The organism is Pseudomonas sp. V88_4 (assembly GCF_029967985.1).
GTDB lineage: Bacteria > Pseudomonadota > Gammaproteobacteria > Pseudomonadales > Pseudomonadaceae > Aquipseudomonas > Aquipseudomonas glycinae.
In genome coordinates, this window is sequence record NZ_JASCAF010000034.1 from 16723 (window position 1) to 34862 (window position 18140).

17 protein-coding genes are annotated in these 18140 nt (G+C 57.7%); 8 read left to right on the top strand and 9 right to left on the bottom strand.

Annotated features, from left to right (window positions below; genetic code table 11):
- The first annotated feature begins 6 nt into the window (after positions 1-6).
- Positions 7-1050, top strand: coding sequence for an LLM class flavin-dependent oxidoreductase (locus QLG12_RS11490; RefSeq protein WP_282474525.1), 1044 nt, complete (start codon positions 7-9; stop codon positions 1048-1050).
- 81 nt (positions 1051-1131) lie between these two features.
- Here QLG12_RS11490 and QLG12_RS11495 read toward each other — a convergent pair whose 3' ends face one another.
- The 7 genes from QLG12_RS11495 to QLG12_RS11525 form a co-directional block, all read right to left on the bottom strand.
- The gene (locus QLG12_RS11495; RefSeq protein WP_282474526.1) at positions 1132-1392 is read right to left on the bottom strand and encodes a hypothetical protein; all 261 of its coding nucleotides are present in this window, start codon (positions 1390-1392) and stop codon (positions 1132-1134) included.
- A 449-nt stretch (positions 1393-1841) separates the two neighbouring features.
- Positions 1842-2300 (bottom strand): hypothetical protein, encoded by a 459-nt coding sequence (locus tag QLG12_RS11500; protein ID WP_197867743.1) that lies wholly within the window; start codon positions 2298-2300, stop codon positions 1842-1844.
- Positions 2301-2550: 250 nt separating this feature from the next.
- Positions 2551-2841, bottom strand: coding sequence for a hypothetical protein (locus QLG12_RS11505; RefSeq protein ID WP_236195228.1), 291 nt, complete (start codon positions 2839-2841; stop codon positions 2551-2553).
- Positions 2838-3230, bottom strand: coding sequence for a hypothetical protein (locus tag QLG12_RS11510; RefSeq protein WP_282474527.1), 393 nt, complete (start codon positions 3228-3230; stop codon positions 2838-2840). Before QLG12_RS11510 ends, QLG12_RS11505 begins: the two co-directional genes overlap by 4 nt.
- On the bottom strand, positions 3206-6202 hold the full coding sequence (locus QLG12_RS11515; RefSeq protein WP_282474528.1) for a DUF637 domain-containing protein: 2997 nt from the start codon (positions 6200-6202) through the stop codon (positions 3206-3208). Before QLG12_RS11515 ends, QLG12_RS11510 begins: the two co-directional genes overlap by 25 nt.
- Positions 6203-6276: 74 nt before the next feature.
- Positions 6277-7983, bottom strand: a complete 1707-nt coding sequence (locus tag QLG12_RS11520; protein WP_282474529.1) for a ShlB/FhaC/HecB family hemolysin secretion/activation protein — start codon at positions 7981-7983, stop codon at positions 6277-6279.
- A 147-nt stretch (positions 7984-8130) separates the two neighbouring features.
- Positions 8131-8580 (bottom strand): helix-turn-helix domain-containing protein, encoded by a 450-nt coding sequence (locus QLG12_RS11525; protein WP_197867741.1) that lies wholly within the window; start codon positions 8578-8580, stop codon positions 8131-8133.
- A 184-nt stretch (positions 8581-8764) separates the two neighbouring features.
- On the opposite strand from QLG12_RS11525, the gene QLG12_RS11530 reads away from it, so the two are divergent.
- The 7 genes from QLG12_RS11530 (at position 8765) to QLG12_RS11560 (ending at position 15903) form a co-directional block, all read left to right on the top strand.
- Positions 8765-9583 (top strand): alpha/beta hydrolase, encoded by an 819-nt coding sequence (locus QLG12_RS11530; RefSeq protein WP_282474530.1) that lies wholly within the window; start codon positions 8765-8767, stop codon positions 9581-9583.
- A gap of 259 nt (positions 9584-9842) precedes the next feature.
- The gene (locus QLG12_RS11535) at positions 9843-11150 is read left to right on the top strand and encodes an NAD(P)/FAD-dependent oxidoreductase (protein WP_282474531.1); all 1308 of its coding nucleotides are present in this window, start codon (positions 9843-9845) and stop codon (positions 11148-11150) included.
- A gap of 58 nt (positions 11151-11208) precedes the next feature.
- Positions 11209-11625, top strand: a complete 417-nt coding sequence (locus QLG12_RS11540) for a RidA family protein (protein WP_007950460.1) — start codon at positions 11209-11211, stop codon at positions 11623-11625.
- Positions 11626-11652: 27 nt separating this feature from the next.
- A complete protein-coding gene (locus tag QLG12_RS11545) occupies positions 11653-12330 on the top strand; it encodes a DUF1028 domain-containing protein (RefSeq protein ID WP_236195233.1) in 678 nt (225 codons plus the stop codon).
- Positions 12327-13475 carry an acetylornithine deacetylase gene (argE, locus tag QLG12_RS11550; RefSeq protein WP_282474532.1) on the top strand — a complete coding sequence of 383 codons (1149 nt, stop codon included), beginning with the start codon at positions 12327-12329 and terminating at the stop codon, positions 13473-13475. The genes QLG12_RS11545 and argE overlap by 4 nt, the downstream gene beginning before the upstream one ends.
- Before the next feature lie 289 nt (positions 13476-13764).
- The gene (locus QLG12_RS11555) at positions 13765-15180 is read left to right on the top strand and encodes a cytosine permease (protein WP_282474533.1); all 1416 of its coding nucleotides are present in this window, start codon (positions 13765-13767) and stop codon (positions 15178-15180) included.
- A gap of 99 nt (positions 15181-15279) precedes the next feature.
- Positions 15280-15903: a glutathione S-transferase gene (locus QLG12_RS11560; protein ID WP_282474534.1), complete on the top strand. Its 624-nt coding sequence runs from the start codon at positions 15280-15282 to the stop codon at positions 15901-15903.
- Between the two features lie 94 nt (positions 15904-15997).
- On the opposite strand, the gene QLG12_RS11565 is transcribed toward QLG12_RS11560, so the two are convergent.
- A complete protein-coding gene (locus QLG12_RS11565) occupies positions 15998-16660 on the bottom strand; it encodes a M24 family metallopeptidase (protein WP_282474535.1) in 663 nt (220 codons plus the stop codon).
- A 127-nt stretch (positions 16661-16787) separates the two neighbouring features.
- A complete protein-coding gene (locus tag QLG12_RS11570) occupies positions 16788-18119 on the bottom strand; it encodes a hypothetical protein (protein WP_197867733.1) in 1332 nt (443 codons plus the stop codon).
- Between the last annotated feature and the right edge of the window lie 21 nt (positions 18120-18140).

Here is an 18140-nt window from a genome sequence, read left to right on the forward strand (position 1 = left end):
AGCGTCATGAAATTTTCCCTGTTCGTACACATGGAACGCTGGGACGAAAGCGTCAGCCACCGTCAACTGTTCGAAGACCTGACCGAACTGACGTTGATGGCCGAGGCCGGCGGTTTCAGCACTGTGTGGATCGGCGAACACCACGCGATGGAATACACCATCTCGCCGAGCCCGATGCCGCTGCTGGCCTACCTCGCAGCCAGGACCACCACCATTCACCTGGGCGCCGGCACCATCATCGCGCCGTTCTGGCACCCGCTGCGGGTCGCCGGTGAATGCGCCCTGCTCGACGTGATCAGCAACGGCCGGATGGAAGTGGGCCTGGCGCGTGGCGCCTATCAGGTGGAATTCGATCGCATGGCCGGCGGCATGCCCGCCTCGTCCGGCGGACAGGCGTTGCGGGAAATGGTCCCGGTGGTCCGCGCCCTGTGGCAAGGCGACTACGCCCACAACGGCGAGATCTGGAAATTCCCCACCTCCACCAGCGTGCCGAAACCGATCCAGAAGCCGAACCCGCCAATGTGGATCGCCGCCCGCGACCCGGATTCGCACAACTTCGCCGTGGCCAACGGCTGCAACGTGATGGTCACGCCACTGATGAAAGGCGACGAAGAAGTCGTCGACCTGAAGAACAAATTCCAGACCGCCCTGGATAACAATCCAGATGTACCGCGTCCGCAATTGATGGTGCTGCGTCACACCCACGTGCACTCGGCTGACGACCCAGAAGGCTGGACAGTCGGCGCCAAAGCGATCTCACGGTTCTATCGCACCTTCGATGCGTGGTTTGGCAACAAGGAGGTGCCAGTCAACGGTTTCCTCGCGCCAAGCCCTGAAGCGAAGTTTGCCGGGCGTCCGGAGTTTGAACTGGAGAGCCTGCACAAGACGGCGATGATCGGTACGCCGGAAGAAATTATCCCGCGCATCAAGTACTACCAGGAACTGGGGGTGGATGAGTTCAGTTTCTGGTGCGACAACAGCTTGCCGCACGCGGAGAAGAAGAAGTCGTTGGAGTTGTTTATCAAGCATGTGGTGCCGGCGTTTCGGTGATACGCCGCAGGGGGGTATCCACAATAAAAAACGCCCCGCCAGGTTCGGGGCGTTTTTTAGGGGGAAGCCTTCTTCCAGGGCTCAATCTTTTTGCTTTTCGTGTCTGATTTTGCGCCTGGCAAGGAATGCTTGTAAGAACAAGGACACGACAGCGAAAGATGAGTAAATTCCGGCCCCTATCAATGTTCTGATGGCCCCCTTCAGGCTAAACGCCCACTCACCATGTTTAAAGTAATAAGCAACTGTGGCTATCGCCACGACACATGCGCCTATCAAAACAAAGAGCATATAGGTTCGGATCAATAAACCGACAATCACCAGTGAGTTTTTGGGTTTACACATCAACCACTCCATTAGCAGGGTTGTGCCTGAGCTTTTGTTCCCATTAATTGTGAAGCGACAGAACCGCCCCCTCTCATCTTTCCTTTCAAACCCTATAACCCGCGGACCGCATCAGAGCACGCACGGTCTCATCAAATTGTTCGTCAGACATACCTCTAATTGATCTGACGCTTTTCCAATGCCATATCGCAGGCAGAACCTTACTGTCCAAGCGATCAAATCTCGTCAGGAAAACATTAGCCAATTCATACTTATCCATACCGGGATCAGTCTCCAGCACCCTATTCAATACGGTGCTTGGCAGTTCTCCCTCCAAAATCTCCATTAAAAATTTTGCAGTTTCCGAGGGTGACATATGCATTCCCATCAAATGCTAAAAGCATGAAACCGCAAAAAGTGGACAGATTTATTAATCGAATAAACCTGTCCACTTTTCCTTTGGCTAATGACTAGTCTTCTTGCTTTTCCCGTTTGAGCTCAATATCCAACGGCAAAACCATGCTAAGAGCTTGCATCGAGGATTGAAAAATACAATGCCTCACTTGATCTGGGAGATCCGACAACTTTAAAGGAACGACCGGCTTAGCGATCAGCTTATATCCTCCATCATTAAAAACATCATAGCTAAAGACCCCTCTACCGGCCATTTCAGAAAAAGACTTCAAATAACGTTGGCGCTCTATATCGCTATTAAACCCTGGTAGATTTTTCTCAACAATTTCAACACCACAACCAGCAGATATTGAAAAAATATAATCATATATTTCTTCGTAGGCTGAAATTGATTGCCTTACAAAATCCGGAACAAAACCGCGCCCACCTGTCGCGAAATGCAATACCGCTCCGTCCAGGCACGACGCAAACCAGTCCAAATCATGGAGCTCCAAAAATTCCTGATCCATCTCCATGATTCCTCTCCAAACATGTTGATGCAGTTTTGACAACTAGGAATTGCCTTGCAAAAAAGCGGACAGATTTATTTAATAGAAAAAGGGACGGATTTATTAAATATAATAAAACCGCCCCCCCTTTTGATTCAAACTTTAAATCAAATAAAAAGTGGGCAGATTTTTTAAAACCAATTAAATCTGCCCCTTTTTTCTAAACAATCCGCCCTTCTTGGATTTTCTCTTTCATCACATGCAGCAAGCTATATTTTTAAAATTGAATCGAAACCACATAACCCACTCCAAGTTCATTCTGCAAAGACTCAGCCAGCAACTTACCTTCTTCTCTAAATTCCAACTCCAAGGCCTCGCTCTTAAAACCTGAGTTCGGTGGATAGTCCACATCTAGAGTTTCATCGTACTTGGCAGCCCAAGCTTTCAAGCGCAATTTAAGCGCATCAGAAATTGGAAGATCTAAAGGATCGACATCGCCGTATTCATCGGGGGACATATTCCATAAAGGGTGACATTCGTAATCAGGCATCAATTTTATAAACTTCACTTTACGCTCCCTCTTGGATTCGCGCCAACTATGAACCCGTTGCTGCCAACTGTGACTGCTATGCGTTGGTTTTGACCATTGATTACGGTCTCATAAATTGGCCGACCCATGCCACTCCCCTGATAGCCGATGAGTTTACCCTCAGTGACAGCCTTCATCACTACACTCGGAATTTGTGCCTCAGACACGCCCATTTGTGCAAATTGGCTGCCGTGCTCTTCAGTAATATGCTGCAAGCCAGCTTTAGAGTTCCCCGTTTCCAGGAATACCACCTGCCCGCTCTGTCCGCGACCAGTAGCAACAACGTTTTCAGGGCTAAACTTCACTCCATTGGCTTTCATTTCTTCAAGCAACGCGTGATCTTTCAATCCCGCTGCTGGGTTGACCACATCGCCCCCCCCCCTCGAGGCTCTGTTCCACTATACCGTTGCCAGTCGGGATGATACGGATCAGCCTTCATCTCATCCGTGATTTTTGTCACAGTCCCTTTCTTCGTATCCGATGCAGTTTTCAAGATATCCGAAAGTAATGCATCCGCTTCTTTTGCTTTACCGTTCTTTAGCAGTTCCTCTACTTTCTTGATGCCCTTCACGACATCAGAACCATATTTTTCGACCGGAATTATGTCCATCGCAGCAAGGATGTAATCCCAAATGGTCTCGGCTTCATAAAATCCCTTCCCGGTAGAAACGACAGGAAGGTGATCCGTCAAGATATCCATGAGCTTGTTGGCAATGCTGGTCGACAGCATCCGATCCATTTCATTGTTCATCAAACCAATGCTGTACAACTCTCCTTCAATGGAATACCTCCACATTTCAGGATCTTGCATGGCCACCCTGAGCTGTTCCTGCGCTTCCGGGGTATGTACGTTCCGCAGAAGATCAAGCTCTGCTTTCTTCGATGCAATCCGTAGGCTTGTGCAGGCGGGACTGTTCCTGTCCGCTTCGCATGCACTGTGCATGGTCTTGTCCCGATCTACATCCAGCTGATTGAGTTCATCTCTGCGTGCGCACGCTTGAGAGTCACCAGCCTTGCATGCCTTCTCGGCTTCAAATCGCTCGTTATTCTCGGCGTGGGTCAAGAAGTTGAACTGGGTTGCGTTGTTCGCAATCCATGCAGCTTGCTGCAAAGTAGTGGAATCCGTATTGCCCAAAGCGGTTGCCGACAGCACTCCAACAATCTGCGACCCCATAAGCAATAGATCAGGGTTGCCCTTGAACCATTTGTTCAGCTCTGTAACGAGCGCCTCATTCGCCCCAGCCGCCAATGCGCCTGTCGCGAAGTCCCCGCCGGTCATTTCGGCCAGCAATCCACCCACCGCAGCATGGATGATGACTTTGGTCGCAGATCCATCGTCAACGACGCCTTTTGTAAGATCACCCACCAGGTTGAAGCTGTACGCTGCTACGGTGTTAAAGAGCGCGGTCTGCAGCAGGTCACCAACGTTTGCATCACCTCCTACAGCCTTTGTGATAAGCGCAGACGTACTACCCTGAAGTACTTGGCTTCCAGCAAATTTACTTACACCTTCCCATGTAGCCAATGAAGGCCCGGCATATTTCCCGTTTGCATCGAATTTCACGCCGGTGAGCTTGTTCAGGTATTCGGACATCAATCCGGCTGTCAGTCCGGAAACGACATAGCCTTGCAGTGCGTCAGATGAAGTAACGTCTGCGAATACCGCTCCAAGATTACCGCCGTTATTGATGAAACTGGTGGTGGCATTCGTGGCGGCTCCAGTCGCTACAGCAGCAAAGGTCGCTGCCCAAAAAGTCCCCATCCCACTCAGGGCCGTCAGGGCCGCCGGACCAACCACCGCTGCCATGATGATTGCAATGATCATCTGCGATGCCGGACCAAGACCCGAATTGCTGTATTTGAACGACTCGTGAATCTCCTTCACTCGCCGCCAATCAACATCCCCCCGCGCTTCAGCATCCTTCAGCCACGCCAACTGCGGATCTGCCTTGACCATGGTGTCGATGGTCTGGCTGACCGACTCCTGGTTCACATCCTTGATATCAATCTTCAGCCCATCAACCGCCTTCAGCACGATGTTGCCCTTGGCAATCATCTGGGTCTGGCGCAGGGTTTCGTCGGTGTTGCCGCGCCCTTTGGCGGATACCCATGCGGCGTTGTTGTTGGTTTTGGTATGGCTCTCGTCATGCAGATCCTTCACCCCTTCAAAGGTGATGGAGCCGCCACTGTCCAGAATGATGTCCTTGCCGCTGTCGAGCTTCGCCACCTGATAGGTCTGGTCGCCCTTGCTGACCAGCGAGAGGTTGCCGCCGGTCTTGATCTCGGTGCCGACATGGGTGATCTGGGTGACTTCGTCGTGCTTGAGCTTGAGATTGCCGAAGCCGCCCTTTTCCTTCATGTCATAGAGGGTGTAGTCCTTGTTCTGCGCGGCCAGCAGATTCAGGCCATTGCCCGCGTAGACATAGGCTTCATTACCTGCGCTGATCTTGCTTGCCACCAGGGTCGTGTCGCGACCGGAGCTGGTTTTGACATCGCCACCGGCAATGAACTCGGCAGCCTTCTGGACGGTGTGGTTGTCTTCTTCGTGAACGCGCTTCTTGCCGTCCTTGCTGTGGGTTTCGACGTTGTGTTCGTCGCCCGCAGAGGACAGGTAGATATCGCGTTTGGCGTCGGCGGTCAGGTTGCCCTTGGCCTCGGCGGTGCTGGCCACGACATTGAGGTCGCGGCCGGCGTCGAGCTTCAGGTTGCCGCCGCTTTTCACGCTGGAGCCGAGGTTTTCCACGGTGGTGGTGATGACCGAGCGATGGCCGCCATCGAACGACTCGTGCAGCTCACTTTCGTTGCGCGTCGCCAACAGGTTGATGTCGCGAGTGGCGCTCAGGGTGGCGTCGCCGCTGCTGCTGATGGACGACGAGTTGACGAGGTCGTTGCCCGACTTGATCGTCAGCGTGTCGCGTGCGCTGATGTTGCCTCCTTCGTCCACCAGGGTGCGCATACCGTTGCCGTCACGTACGGCGACAGCGGTGCGATCGTTGACGATATCGCCCTTGAGGCTGGTGAGGCTGACCTGATTGCCGCGAATCTCGCCGGCCAATGCGTTGCGAATGCTGTCGGAGGCCATGAGCGTGATGCGCTCGTTGGCTTCGACCAGGCCGCCCTGATAGAGGCTGCCCTTTACGTCGACAGACAGATCCTTGGTCGCCTGCAACGTGCCGACGTTGACCAGATCATTGCCCGCGATCAGTTCCAGGTCGCGACCTTGAATCAGACTGCCGCCACGCACGTTGCGTGACTCGGCCTGGGCCAGATAGAGCACCGGCACCAGCACTTTCTGACCGTCGACAACGCGTTCTTCCATCCAGACGATGTCGTGGGTCAATGCCGCCACCTGCTCGGACGTCAGGCTCACGCCTACCGACAGGTTCAGCTCATGAATCTCGGAAAGGGCAAAAACTAGAGGAAGAAATCCACGCGGAAATAGATCGGCGCTTCGCGCTCGGTCAGCACGTCAGGGCGCTCCAGGGAATGGGCAAAAGTCACGCTGGCCGCCACGTGTTCGCCCCGCGCAAACAACTCCAGCGAGTTGCTCGACATGCGCCCGTGCTGGTCGCCGTTGTAGCGGTCGCCACGAATCACGCCCTGGTCGTAACCGAGGCTGGTGCCGTATTCGGCGAACACCGGGCGCAGCCATTCGGCGTTGATCGGGCGCGACCAGCGCAGGTCGTTGCGCCAATAGCCGCCGCTGTCGCCAGACAGCGATTGATCCTTGTAGCCACGGATCGAAGACGACCCGCCGAGGCTGGTGCGCTGCGGGCTGAACAGCACGTCTTCGCTGCGCTGGCCGGTCATCAGGCTGCTGAAGCTGAAGGACTCGCCCCACACTTTGAATGGCTGCAGATAGCTCAGGGTCGCGGTGTATTTGCGGTAGCGCGCGTCGGGCTCGCCTGGGCCAGGGTCGTGACTGCCCTGAGCGTCGAACGCGCCGATGCCTTCCTGCATGCCGGCATCGAAGTTGACGAAGGCGCTGCCGATCCGCCGCCCGTGGTTGAAGCCGAACTGCGCTTCGCTGATGCGGTTGCTGCTCAGCTTGAGCTTGCTGTCTTCGATGAAGTTGTTGGTGCGCAGATATGAAAGTCCGGCGCTGAGAGAGGTCTTGCTGACCGAGTCGCGATGGATCACCCGCTCGGCGCGCAACTGATGGTTCTCGCTGTCGCCGGTCTGCTTGAAGTTGTAGCCATTGGCGGCGATCTGCGAACGGTACTCACTCTGGCTATAGGTGTAGCTGAAGTTCCACCAGCCCCACGGCAGGTTGTAATTGAGCATGGCGTTGTTGGAGGTGTGCTGATGATCGGTCATTGCGTCATGACCGCCGCGCAGACTCAACTGATCAGCCAGACCCAGCGGGCTGTCCCAGTCGAACGTGGTGCCCCACTGCTGCTCACCGGTGCTGCGCTGGCCGTCGTTGCTGCGCGACAGTCCTGCGCGCCAAGGCTTTTGCGGGGTGTTGGTGACCAGCACTTCACTGCCGCCCACGTTCTTGCCCGGCGAAAGCTCCATCTTGGCCTGGTTGGACGGCAGACGATTGAGCTGATCGACCATTTGCTCGATCTCGCGCAGGTTCACCAGTTCGCCGGCCTTGCCGGGAAACGCCATCGACAGCTCACGCTCCGAGAGCTTGCTGTTGTCGGCGCCTTTCAAGCCCTCAAGCTTGCCTTCTACCACCAACACTTTCAGGTGCCCGCCGGACAGGTCCTGTTGCGGCAAGTAGGCACGACTGGTGACTAATCCCTTCTCGATGTAGTGGTCGGTGATGACTTTCAGCAACTCGTTGAGCTGTGGCACGCCCAGGCACTGGCCGAGGTAGGGCTTGAGCAGGCGAGTCGTGTCACTCTGCGACAGGCTGTCGGCGCCTTTGAGCTCAATGTCGTTGATCTGAAAGCAACGCGTGTCGGTAGGGGCTTCCGGCTGAGCCGGTTTGGCCTCTTTGCCAGGTAGATCCTTGAGCTCTTCGAGCCGTCGCTGCTGCTCTTCGAGCAGACGGTTCTGGCGTTCGCGAATCAGGTCGGTTTCACCGGGGGTGGGTGCTGCAAGTGCGGTTTGGAGCGGAGAAAGGCATAGCAAAGCCAGGCACAACCTCGCCACGAGGGCGGGTGAGGACATGTTCGATCCCTCGACACAGAACTGATATCAAAATAATGGCGCGATAGTAATGAGCCACTATTCTGACGTCAATTTATGGTTTCACCGATGCAGCGTTACCGACGAATGGCATCAGTGAATGGTCGAACAGATTCGAATCACATTCCCTCAGTGTTCAACCGCAAGTTTTGTCGCCACTTCACCCGGCGCCAGCACCCGACCATCGGCCGACAACAGTTCCAGCTTCCTGATCGGTTGACGCTTCTGCGCATCCACCATCACCGACCCCGCCTCGCCCGGCTCGAACATGAACTCCCCACCCCACTGCGACAACGCAACGATCACGGTTTGCAGCGCCCGGCCCTTTTCCGTCAGCACGTACTCCTTGTAGGCGCTGCCATCGGATGCTGGCACCAGGCGCAGGATACCCCGCTCCACCAGCCCTTTGAGCCGCATGCTCAACATGTTCTTGGCGATTTCCAGGCTCTTCTCGAAATCGCTGAAACGACAGATGCCTTCCAGCGCGTCGCGGATGATCAGCAGCGACCACCAGTCACCGATCAGGTCGAGTGTCCGGGCGATCGGGCAGGCATTGCCTGCAAGGCTTTTGCGTTTCATTCAGCGCTCTCCAGCAAAACGGTCATCAAATCGTGGTTGCATCTTACAACTCTGGCGCCCGCGAGCGTCTACGCTGATTGGCTGGTGAAACTTAGCACCTGCGTACAAGTAGGCCAGACACTTTGCCGCGATAGTCAGCAACGCCATCCCGGCACCAACGCACGTCCCGACACAAGGAGTTTTCATGAGCACGTTCAAGACCCAAGACGGTACCGAGATCTACTTCAAGGACTGGGGCAGCGGCAAGCCCGTTCTGTTCAGCCACGGCTGGCCGCTGGATGGCGACATGTGGGAATACCAGATGGAATACCTGAGCAGCCGCGGCTATCGCACCATCGCCTTTGACCGTCGTGGTTTCGGCCGCTCCGAGCAGCCGTGGACCGGCTACGACTACGACACCTTCGCCGATGACATCGCGCAACTGATCGAACACCTGGATCTGCGTGACGTGACCCTGGTCGGCTTCTCCATGGGCGGCGGCGATGTCAGCCGCTACATCGCGCGCCACGGCAGCGAGCGTGTCGCCGGGCTGGTGTTGCTGGGCGCAGTAACCCCGTTGTTCGGCAAGAAGCCGGACTTTGCCGAGGGCGTCGACAAGTCGGTGTTCGACGGGATCAAGGCTGGTCTGCTGAAGGATCGCGCGCAGTTCATCGCAGACTTCAACGCTCCGTTCTACGGCACCAATCAGGGTCAGAAAGTCTCCGACGGCGTGCTGACCCAAACCCTGAACATCGCCCTGCTCGCTTCACTCAAAGGCACCGTGGATTGCGTCACCGCCTTCTCGGAAACCGACTTCCGCCCGGACATGGCGAAAATCGATGTGCCGACCTTGGTGATTCACGGCGACGGCGATCAGATCGTTCCGTTCGAAACCACCGGCAAACGTGCTGCCACGCAAATCAAGGGCGCTGAACTGAAAGTCTACGCAGGCGCGCCCCACGGCTTCGCCGTGACCCATGCGCAGCAATTGAATGAAGACCTGCTGGCGTTTCTCGATCGCTGAGTCAGTGTGATCTGATCACGCCTTGAAAAGGGCCGCCGACAACCCTGTCGGCGGCCCTTTTTTTCTGTGTCCCGGATTTCGGGGCCAGGGCGATTCCCTTTATTTACGGGGCTTTCAGGCCTCTGCATCACGTTTTTATCTTCACATGCCAGCTTAATAATATTTTACCGATAACCACCCCCTCCCTAGTCTGATCCCAAGCACAGAGAACAGGTCGGCAGCGACCTGAACCCAACGGCCTCGTGAGAAGGGATCAGAGATGACCACTGAAATAATAAAAACAGACACGCTTGTTGTCGGCGCCGGTCAAGCGGGTGTGGCCATGAGTGAACACCTGAGCAAACTCGGCGTGCCGCACCTGGTGCTGGAGCGCAGCCGCATCGCCGAGCGCTGGCGCACCGGGCGCTGGGACTCGCTGGTGGCCAATGGTCCGGCGTGGCACGACCGGTTTCCGGGGATGGAATTCGATGATGTCGATCCGGATGGTTTTGCCCACAAGGAGCGCGTTGCCGATTACTTCGAAGCCTATGCGAAGAAATTCAACGCGCCGATCCGCACCGGTGTCGATGTGAAAAACGTGGTGCGCAATGTCGGGCGTCCGGGCTTCACCGTCGAGACCTCCGAGGGCGTGATCGAAGCGGCCCGCGTCGTCGCCGCCACCGGCCCTTTCCAGCGTCCGGTGATCCCGGCGATTGCGCCGAAAGATGAGCGCCTGCTGCAGATCCACTCGGCCGACTATCGCAACCCGCAGCAACTGCCGGCCGGCGCAGTGCTGGTGGTCGGTGCCGGTTCGTCGGGCGTACAGATCGCCGATGAATTGCAGCGCTCGGGCAAGCAGGTTTACCTCTCGGTCGGCGCCCACGACCGCCCTCCCCGCGCTTACCGAAACCGTGATTTCTGCTGGTGGCTGGGCGTGCTCGGCGAGTGGGATCAAGCCGCGATGAAACCCGGCCGCGAGCACGTGACCATCGCCGTCAGCGGTGCCCACGGTGGCCGCACCATCGATTTCCGTGGCCTGGCCCATCGCGGCATGACCCTGGTCGGCGTCACCGAGTCGTTCAGCGACGGTGTGGTGACCTTCAAACAGGACCTGCGCGACAACCTCAAGCGCGGCGACGAGAACTACCTCGCACTGCTGGATGCTGCCGACGCCTACATCGAACGCAACGGCCTCGATCTGCCGCTGGAACCGGAAGCCCGCGAAACTTATCCGGACCCTGAGTGCGTGAAAAACCCGCTGGCCGATCTCGATCTGGCTGCCGCCGGCATCACCTCGATCATCTGGGCCACCGGTTTTGCCGTGGACTATTCCTGGCTGAAAGTCGCCGCGTTCGATGACAACGGCAAGCCGCAGCACCAGCGCGGTGTGTCCAGCGAAGCGGGTGTGTATTTCCTCGGTCTGCCGTGGCAGTCGCGACGCGGTTCTTCGTTCATATGGGGCGTGTGGCACGACGCCAAGCACGTGGCCGATCACATCGCCACCCAGCGCAAATACCTGGCCTATCGCGATGCCGAACAACGCGAAGCCGCGCTGCACAACCAGGCTGTCGACACCGTCGACGCTTGATTTCCCTCTTCAATCCCGGCGCCCATCGCGCCGGGCCCGATTTCGTCAGGAGCCGCACATGAGTCAGCCAACCCACACCCGCATCCGCATGTTCAACACCAAGGACACCTACCCGAACCAGACCCTGGACAACGACCTGTGCCAGGCCGTGCGCGCCGGCAACACCGTGTATGTCCGTGGTCAGGTCGGCACCAATTTCGACGGTGAACTGGTCGGCCTCGGCGACCCGCGCGCGCAGACCGAACAGGCCATGCGCAACGTCAAGCAACTGCTCGAAGAGGCCGGCAGCGACCTCAGCCACATCGTCAAGACCACCACTTACCTGATCGACCCGCGCTACCGCGAGCCGGTGTATCAGGAAGTCGGCAAATGGCTGAAGGGGGTTTTTCCGATCTCCACCGGACTGGTGGTGTCGGCACTGGGCCAGCCGCAATGGCTGATGGAAATTGATGTGGTTGCGGTGATTCCCGAGTAATTCGACCTTAGCGAAAGGAGGCCACACATGACATTTTCCATCGCCGCCCGTTGCCCCGAAACCGGTCAGTTCGGCATCGCCATCAGCTCCTCCAGCATCGCCGTCGGCGCCCGCTGCCCGTGGCTGTTGCCGGGGGTCGGCGCGGTGTCGAGCCAGAACATCACCCTGCCGTCGCTCGGTCCGGAAGTGCTCGCTTTGATGGAGCAAGGCCTGGCACCCGAGGCTGCACTGGACAAGGTGCTGACCTGCAACGGCTACAGTCAGTACCGGCAGATCACGGCGATCAATCACCTCGGCCAGACCGCGCATTTCAGCGGCGCGCAGACTCTGGGCGTGCACAACGCCGTGTCCGGCGAACAATGCGTGGCGGCCGGCAACATGCTCGCCGGGCGCTCGGTGATCGAAGCCATGATCAGCGCGTTCGAGGACGGCGAAGGCCAATTGGCCGATCGCCTGATCAAGGCCCTGCACGCCGCCCAGGCCTTGGGCGGTGAAGCAGGTCCGGTACATTCGGCAGCCGTGGTCGTGGTCGGTGAACTGACCTGGCCCATCGTCAACCTTCGGGTGGACTGGGCCGATGAAGACCCGATCGGTCAATTGCAGAAGCTCTGGGACGCCTATCGCCCGCAGCTTCAGGACTACATCGACCGCGCCCTCGATCCGGCCAAGGCGCCGGGTTATGGAGTTGCCGGAGACGACCGATGAGCGACAGCGTCACGTTGCTCAAGACGCTGGTGGGGTTCGACACCACCAGCCGCGAGTCCAACCTGCAATTGATCGAGTTCGTGCGCAACTACCTCGAAAGTTTCGATGTGCCGTGCGAGCTGATCTACAACGATGAGCGCAGCAAGGCCAACCTGTTCGCCACGATCGGCCCGGCCGATCAACCGGGCATCGTGCTGTCGGGACACACCGATGTGGTGCCGGTCGATGGCCAGCGGTGGACGCTGCCGCCGTTCGCACTCAGCGAGCGCGACGGCAAGCTTTACGGTCGCGGCACGGCGGACATGAAGGGCTACATCGCCTGCGTGCTCGCGTTGGTGCCGTCGCTGATCGAGGCACCGCTGCGTATGCCGGTGCACATTGCTTTGTCCTATGACGAAGAGGTCGGCTGTCTCGGCGTGCGTTCGCTGCTCAAGGTGCTGGAGCAGCGTCCGGTCAAACCGCTGCTGTGCATCATCGGCGAGCCGACCGAACTCAAACCGGTGCTCGGGCACAAGGGCAAACTGGCCATGCGCTGCGATGTCCAGGGTCACGCCTGTCACTCGGCTTACGCGCCGCTCGGAGTGAACGCCATCGAATGCGCCGCCGAGCTGATCGGCGAGCTCGGACGTATCGGCCGGCAGCTCAAGGACGAACACGTCGATCCGCGTTTCGACCCGCCGTACTCCACGGTGCAAACCGGTGTGATCAACGGCGGCAAGGCGCTGAACATCGTTCCCGCCGATTGCCGATTCGACTTCGAAATCCGCGCCCTGCCCTCGCAGGATCCGGCGGTCGTTGCGCAGCAACTCAAGGCCTACGCCGAGCAGCAAATGCTGCCGCGCATGCGGGCCGTCAGCGAGCAGAGCGATATCCGGTTCAGCGAACTGTCGGCGTATCCGGGGCTGGCCACCGATGCCCGAAGCCAGGCTGCGCAATTGATCGCCACGTTCTGTGGCTCGGACGATTTCGGCACTGTTGCGTTTGGAACCGAAGGCGGACTGTTCGACGCGGTGGGGATTCCCACGGTGGTGTGCGGGCCCGGCAGCATGGATCAGGGCCACAAGCCGGATGAGTTCGTCAGCGTCGATCAGCTCACGGCCTGCGATGCGATGCTGCAACGGATGCTAGTGTCGATTCGTCTTTGAAAAAACGCCTGGCTGCTGGATTGAAATCCGCAGCCAAGCCGCCGGCTGACCGACAGACAGCTGCTCCGAATGGAGGTCAGCTGCGTTGTCGTTCATGGCGCCAAAACGCCCGAAACAGAGCGCTTTCAACTGACCGGAGAGCCTCGTTTTTTTAACGCCTGAAGCAACAAAACTACTAATTTATCTCTGCCCTTTCCTTGCCCATGATCAACCCCAACAAGAAATGCGCCGTCCGTGCCGGCGCTCACTGAAGTACGTCCACGTACTCGTCCTTGCCTTGGAGTTCGTCATGGCCACCCCTGCATCAACGTCCGCACCGCTCATTGAAAAACACACGATCGGCTACGTGCCGCCCGAAGATCGCCACGGAAAGGTTCGGGATCTGTTCACCCTCTGGTTCGGCGGCAACATCGCGCCGTTGCCCATCGTCACTGGCGCCTTGGGCGTGCAACTGTTTAACCTGAATCTGGTGTGGGGCATCGTCGCCATTCTGGTTGGCCATCTGGTCGGCGGTGTGCTGATGGCGCTGCACTCGGCACAAGGTCCGCAGATGGGCATTCCGCAGATGATCCAGAGCCGCGCACAATTCGGCTCCCTCGGCGCATTGCTGGTGGTGTTGATTGCCGGCGTCATGTACATCGGTTTCTTCGCCTCCAACATCGTGCTCGCCGGCAAGTCGCTGCATGGCGTGGTCGACAGCGTTCCGGTGCCGGTCGGCATCGTCATCGGCGCGCTGGGTTCGGGGATTATCGGCATCATCGGTTACCGCTTTATCCATGTGCTTAATCGTATTGGCACCTGGGTCTTGGGGATCGGCATCGTGGTCGGCTTCGGCTACATCCTCACCCACATCCAGACCGATGATTTCCTCACGCGCGGCAGCTTCAACCTCTCGGGCTGGCTGGCAACTGTGTCGCTGGCAGCGCTGTGGCAGATCGCGTTTGCGCCTTACGTGTCGGACTACTCGCGTTACCTGCCGGCGCATGTGCCGGTGGCGGCGACCTTCTGGACGACCTATCTGGGATCAGCGCTGGGTTCAAGTCTGTCGTTCGTGTTCGGCGCCGTTGCCGTACTGGCAACTCCGGTGGGCATGGACACCATGGACGCGGTGAAACTCGCCACCGGCGCCATCGGCCCGCTGATGCTGGTGCTGTTCCTGCTCAGCGTGATCAGCCACAACGCGCTCAACCTGTACGGCGCGGTGCTGTCGCTGATCACCCTGGTGCAGACCTTCGCCTACCGCTGGATCCCGACCGCCAAGAGCCGCGCGGTGATTTCGATCATCGTGCTGCTGGCCTGCTGCTTCGCTGCGGTCGGCGCCTCGGCGGACTTCATCGGTCACTTCGTCGACATGGTGCTGGTGTTGTTGGTCGTGCTGGTGCCGTGGACCGCGATCAACCTGATCGACTTCTACGCCATCCACAAAGGCCAGTACGACATCGCCTCTATCTTCCAGGTCGACGGCGGCATCTACGGCCGTTACAACCCGCAGGCCCTGCTGGCCTATGCGATCGGCATCGCGGTGCAGATTCCGTTCATGAACACGCCGCTGTACGTCGGGCCAGTGTCGGCGCACATCAACGGCGCGGACCTGTCGTGGCTGGTTGGCCTGCTGGTGACCTCGCCGCTGTATTTCTGGCTGGCGACCCGTGACAGTGCTTATCGTCGGCGGCTGACTTGCGGAAAACTGGCGGGCAGTCTCTGAGATTGACTCGATGCACCAACAAGGCCCGCCATGTGCGGGCCTTCTGCTTTGCGTTGTGCTATTTCTTTACGCCCGACGACAACCGGAGATGGAAATCCAATGCTGCGAATTCTGGGCAAAGCCTCATCGATCAATGTGCGCAAAGTGCTGTGGACCTGTGCTGAACTGAACCTGCCCTTCGAACGCGAAGACTGGGGCTCAGGTTTTCAATCAACGTTGACGCCGCAGTTTCTCGCACTCAATCCCTGCGCGATGGTGCCGGTGATTCAGGACGATGACTTCACGCTGTGGGAGTCGAACTCGATCATTCGCTATCTGGCGTCGCGCTATGACGGCGGAGAACTTTATCCGAGCGAGCCGCGCGCCCGCGCACGGGTAGATCAATGGATCGACTGGCAGGCTTCGGAGCTGAACAAGTCCTGGTCGTACGCGTTCATGTCGCTGGTACGCAAGTCACCTGCGCATCAGGACAGCGTTGCTCTCGCGGCCGGTTGCCGGGAGTGGGCACGGCACATGGAGATCCTCGACCGGCAGCTGCAAAAGACCGGCGCCCATGTCAGCGGCGAGCAGTTTACCCTCGCCGACATCCCTATCGGCCTGTCGGTCAATCGCTGGTTCGAGACGCCGCTGGAACATCCAAATCTGCCGGCGGTGAGCGCTTATTACGAACGTTTGAGCCAGCGCCCCGCTTACCGATTGCACGGACGAAACGGCACGCCTTGATGCCGGTCATTTGTATTTGAACGCCTCGCGCCACGACTGACGTGCCCGCCGCTGAGGGCACGATGAAGACGCTGAATCGGGCACACTTGTTCAATCAAATAAGCAGGTCTTCATAAAAGGCGCCGTACGCAAGCTCAGGGTGTTCGATCTGGATTTCCAGAATCCACACACCGGCATTCGGCGCCTGATCGAAGTCACCGAGATTGCCACCACGATAGATCGCGTGAGGAAAATCGCTGACCCGGTGGCCCTTGATGTCCAGGTTCAGCTTCCAACCCATCGCCTCAGCCTGATCGGTGGCGTAACGGTACAGCTCGACACCGGTCACGCCCTGACGCCATAAGGCTTCGACCTTGTGGAAGAGTTCTTTGGAGGCCGCTGCGCAGGCAATCATCTGAGGATCGGAACCGGTAACGAACGTCGCCCCGGCATCGCCTTCGTGTCCTTCCCAGACCACGCCCATGTCGATGAAGAAAATGTCGTTCTCGCCCAGCACCGGATCGCCGTCGGAACGCTCCTTGAAGGTCTTCAACGTGTTGGCGCCGAAGCGAATCAGCAGCGGATGCCAGATTCGGTCCATGCCCAGTTCGACGAGAATTTCCTTGCCCCGCGCATGGGCTTCAGATTCGCGCATGCCGGGTTTGATCACCTTGGCGATCTCGTCTACGGCCTTCCAGGTCAACTGCTGGGCGTGGCGCATGGTTTCCAGCACAAAACGCTCACCTACCGCTTCTTTCCCGCTCAAACTGGCGCTCATCCCACACTCCTCATGGCGTCATGCAAAGCTTTATCGCTATATATATTTGTATATTTCGATATCCAACAACAAAGCGATAGCAGATGCCGCAGGTTGCCTATTTATCAAAGGATGAAATGCCGCTGGGTTATACGATGTGCTCTCCAACGTCATCATGCCTTTCGCTTTCATGCTTGAGCAGCGCTGCCAGATTGATATGTTCGAGCTCAGTAAAGTTGAGTGTCCATGGATTGGGTTTGACCGGCGTGTAGTTGAACACCTCGAGTTCATGCAGCACCGCAGCGAGCGCACTGGCCGATGGTGGGTTTCCCCGTTCATCAGTAGCCTGAAAATAAGCGGCGCCAATTCCATCCGTGCTCGGTTTTACACGAACCTTTGTCGCACTGTTGGCCAACGGAAAAGGGTTTGTACCGAATTGCTGGATCAGAATCCCCAGCATTCGATTGATGACGTCCACCGGATAAAAGCGACCGTCCTGGAGGCGAATTCCACCCTCCTCGATCCGATAATGAAACAGCTTGCCCTTCGCTACCGTGTAGCACTCCGTCCAGTCGCCTTCAACAAATGACGCGGGTTCAGAGTTCTCACGCAGAGGATCTCCGTTTAAAGGCAGGTCATAGCCCAGCATGAACAAAGCCGCCTCCAATTGACGAAGCGCGGGAACATTCGGGGTATTGAACAGGTTGCCCGGGGCACGAGCCAACACTTCGGCAAGTATCCAGCCAGCCTTCAGATTCCAGATCGCATGCAGTTCTCCTGAGATCAAACGCGGAAAATGATAGTTACCCATGCCAGGGTCGCGATTTTTCGGCAGGCGTGCCTCTGGCGCTTCCTTTGCCGGCGCCCATGGAAATGCAAGGACATGAGGCACTGCCGGTAAATGTCTGGCCTGGCAATACTTCACGACGATCCATCCCAGCGCCGCCGCGACACGACTGTCGTAGATAATGAAATCATTGACCAACAGTGAGTAAACCTTGGTCATACCCGCATTGAAGCGCAACGGCTGGCAACCGGTCAGTAATGGATGGCTCAGATTATCGCTATTCAATGCGGCGCAAACCGATGCGATGGTCTTCGCAAGCCCCTTGGCGTTCGCGGTCAACCAACGGACATTCCCTGCACTCACGCCGCCCCATGACATCACCGCGCTGCTGACCGTCAGCGTTTGGTTGTCGTTTCCCGCGTTGATTGCGCTCTGCAAGGCATGGCGAAGCGCGTTCAGCGCGGCATCGTTGCTTTGCAGGCATGTACCGGCCGGTGATCCGAATGCGCCATTGTGTTTCCAGTGGTACTGCTCACAAGCGTCAAACAGCGTCGGGAATGTCAGCTTCCTGGATCCAAGGGGGTTGCTACGCCTATCGATGTATGAATGAGCAAAAAGGGACGGATGGCCGAGATTGCTGGCGAACCAGTCGATGAAGTCGTTGACGCTACTCAGATACTGGTTGCGATACATGTCCTGATCCTTGGCGATGGC

Bases quoted from the DNA above. Each gene is read 5' to 3' on its own strand.
- QLG12_RS11490 (WP_282474525.1), top strand. From the start codon at position 7: ATGAAATTTTCCCTGTTCGTACACATGGAACGCTGGGACGAAAGCGTC.
- QLG12_RS11495 (WP_282474526.1), bottom strand. From the start codon at position 1,392: ATGTGTAAACCCAAAAACTCACTGGTGATTGTCGGTTTATTGATCCGA.
- QLG12_RS11500 (WP_197867743.1), bottom strand. From the start codon at position 2,300: ATGGAGATGGATCAGGAATTTTTGGAGCTCCATGATTTGGACTGGTTT.
- QLG12_RS11520 (WP_282474529.1), bottom strand. From the start codon at position 7,983: ATGTCCTCACCCGCCCTCGTGGCGAGGTTGTGCCTGGCTTTGCTATGC.
- QLG12_RS11525 (WP_197867741.1), bottom strand. From the start codon at position 8,580: ATGAAACGCAAAAGCCTTGCAGGCAATGCCTGCCCGATCGCCCGGACA.
- QLG12_RS11530 (WP_282474530.1), top strand. From the start codon at position 8,765: ATGAGCACGTTCAAGACCCAAGACGGTACCGAGATCTACTTCAAGGAC.
- QLG12_RS11535 (WP_282474531.1), top strand. From the start codon at position 9,843: ATGACCACTGAAATAATAAAAACAGACACGCTTGTTGTCGGCGCCGGT.
- QLG12_RS11540 (WP_007950460.1), top strand. From the start codon at position 11,209: ATGAGTCAGCCAACCCACACCCGCATCCGCATGTTCAACACCAAGGAC.
- QLG12_RS11545 (WP_236195233.1), top strand. From the start codon at position 11,653: ATGACATTTTCCATCGCCGCCCGTTGCCCCGAAACCGGTCAGTTCGGC.
- argE (WP_282474532.1), top strand. From the start codon at position 12,327: ATGAGCGACAGCGTCACGTTGCTCAAGACGCTGGTGGGGTTCGACACC.
- QLG12_RS11555 (WP_282474533.1), top strand. From the start codon at position 13,765: ATGGCCACCCCTGCATCAACGTCCGCACCGCTCATTGAAAAACACACG.
- QLG12_RS11560 (WP_282474534.1), top strand. From the start codon at position 15,280: ATGCTGCGAATTCTGGGCAAAGCCTCATCGATCAATGTGCGCAAAGTG.
- QLG12_RS11565 (WP_282474535.1), bottom strand. From the start codon at position 16,660: ATGAGCGCCAGTTTGAGCGGGAAAGAAGCGGTAGGTGAGCGTTTTGTG.
- QLG12_RS11570 (WP_197867733.1), bottom strand. From the start codon at position 18,119: ATGTATCGCAACCAGTATCTGAGTAGCGTCAACGACTTCATCGACTGG.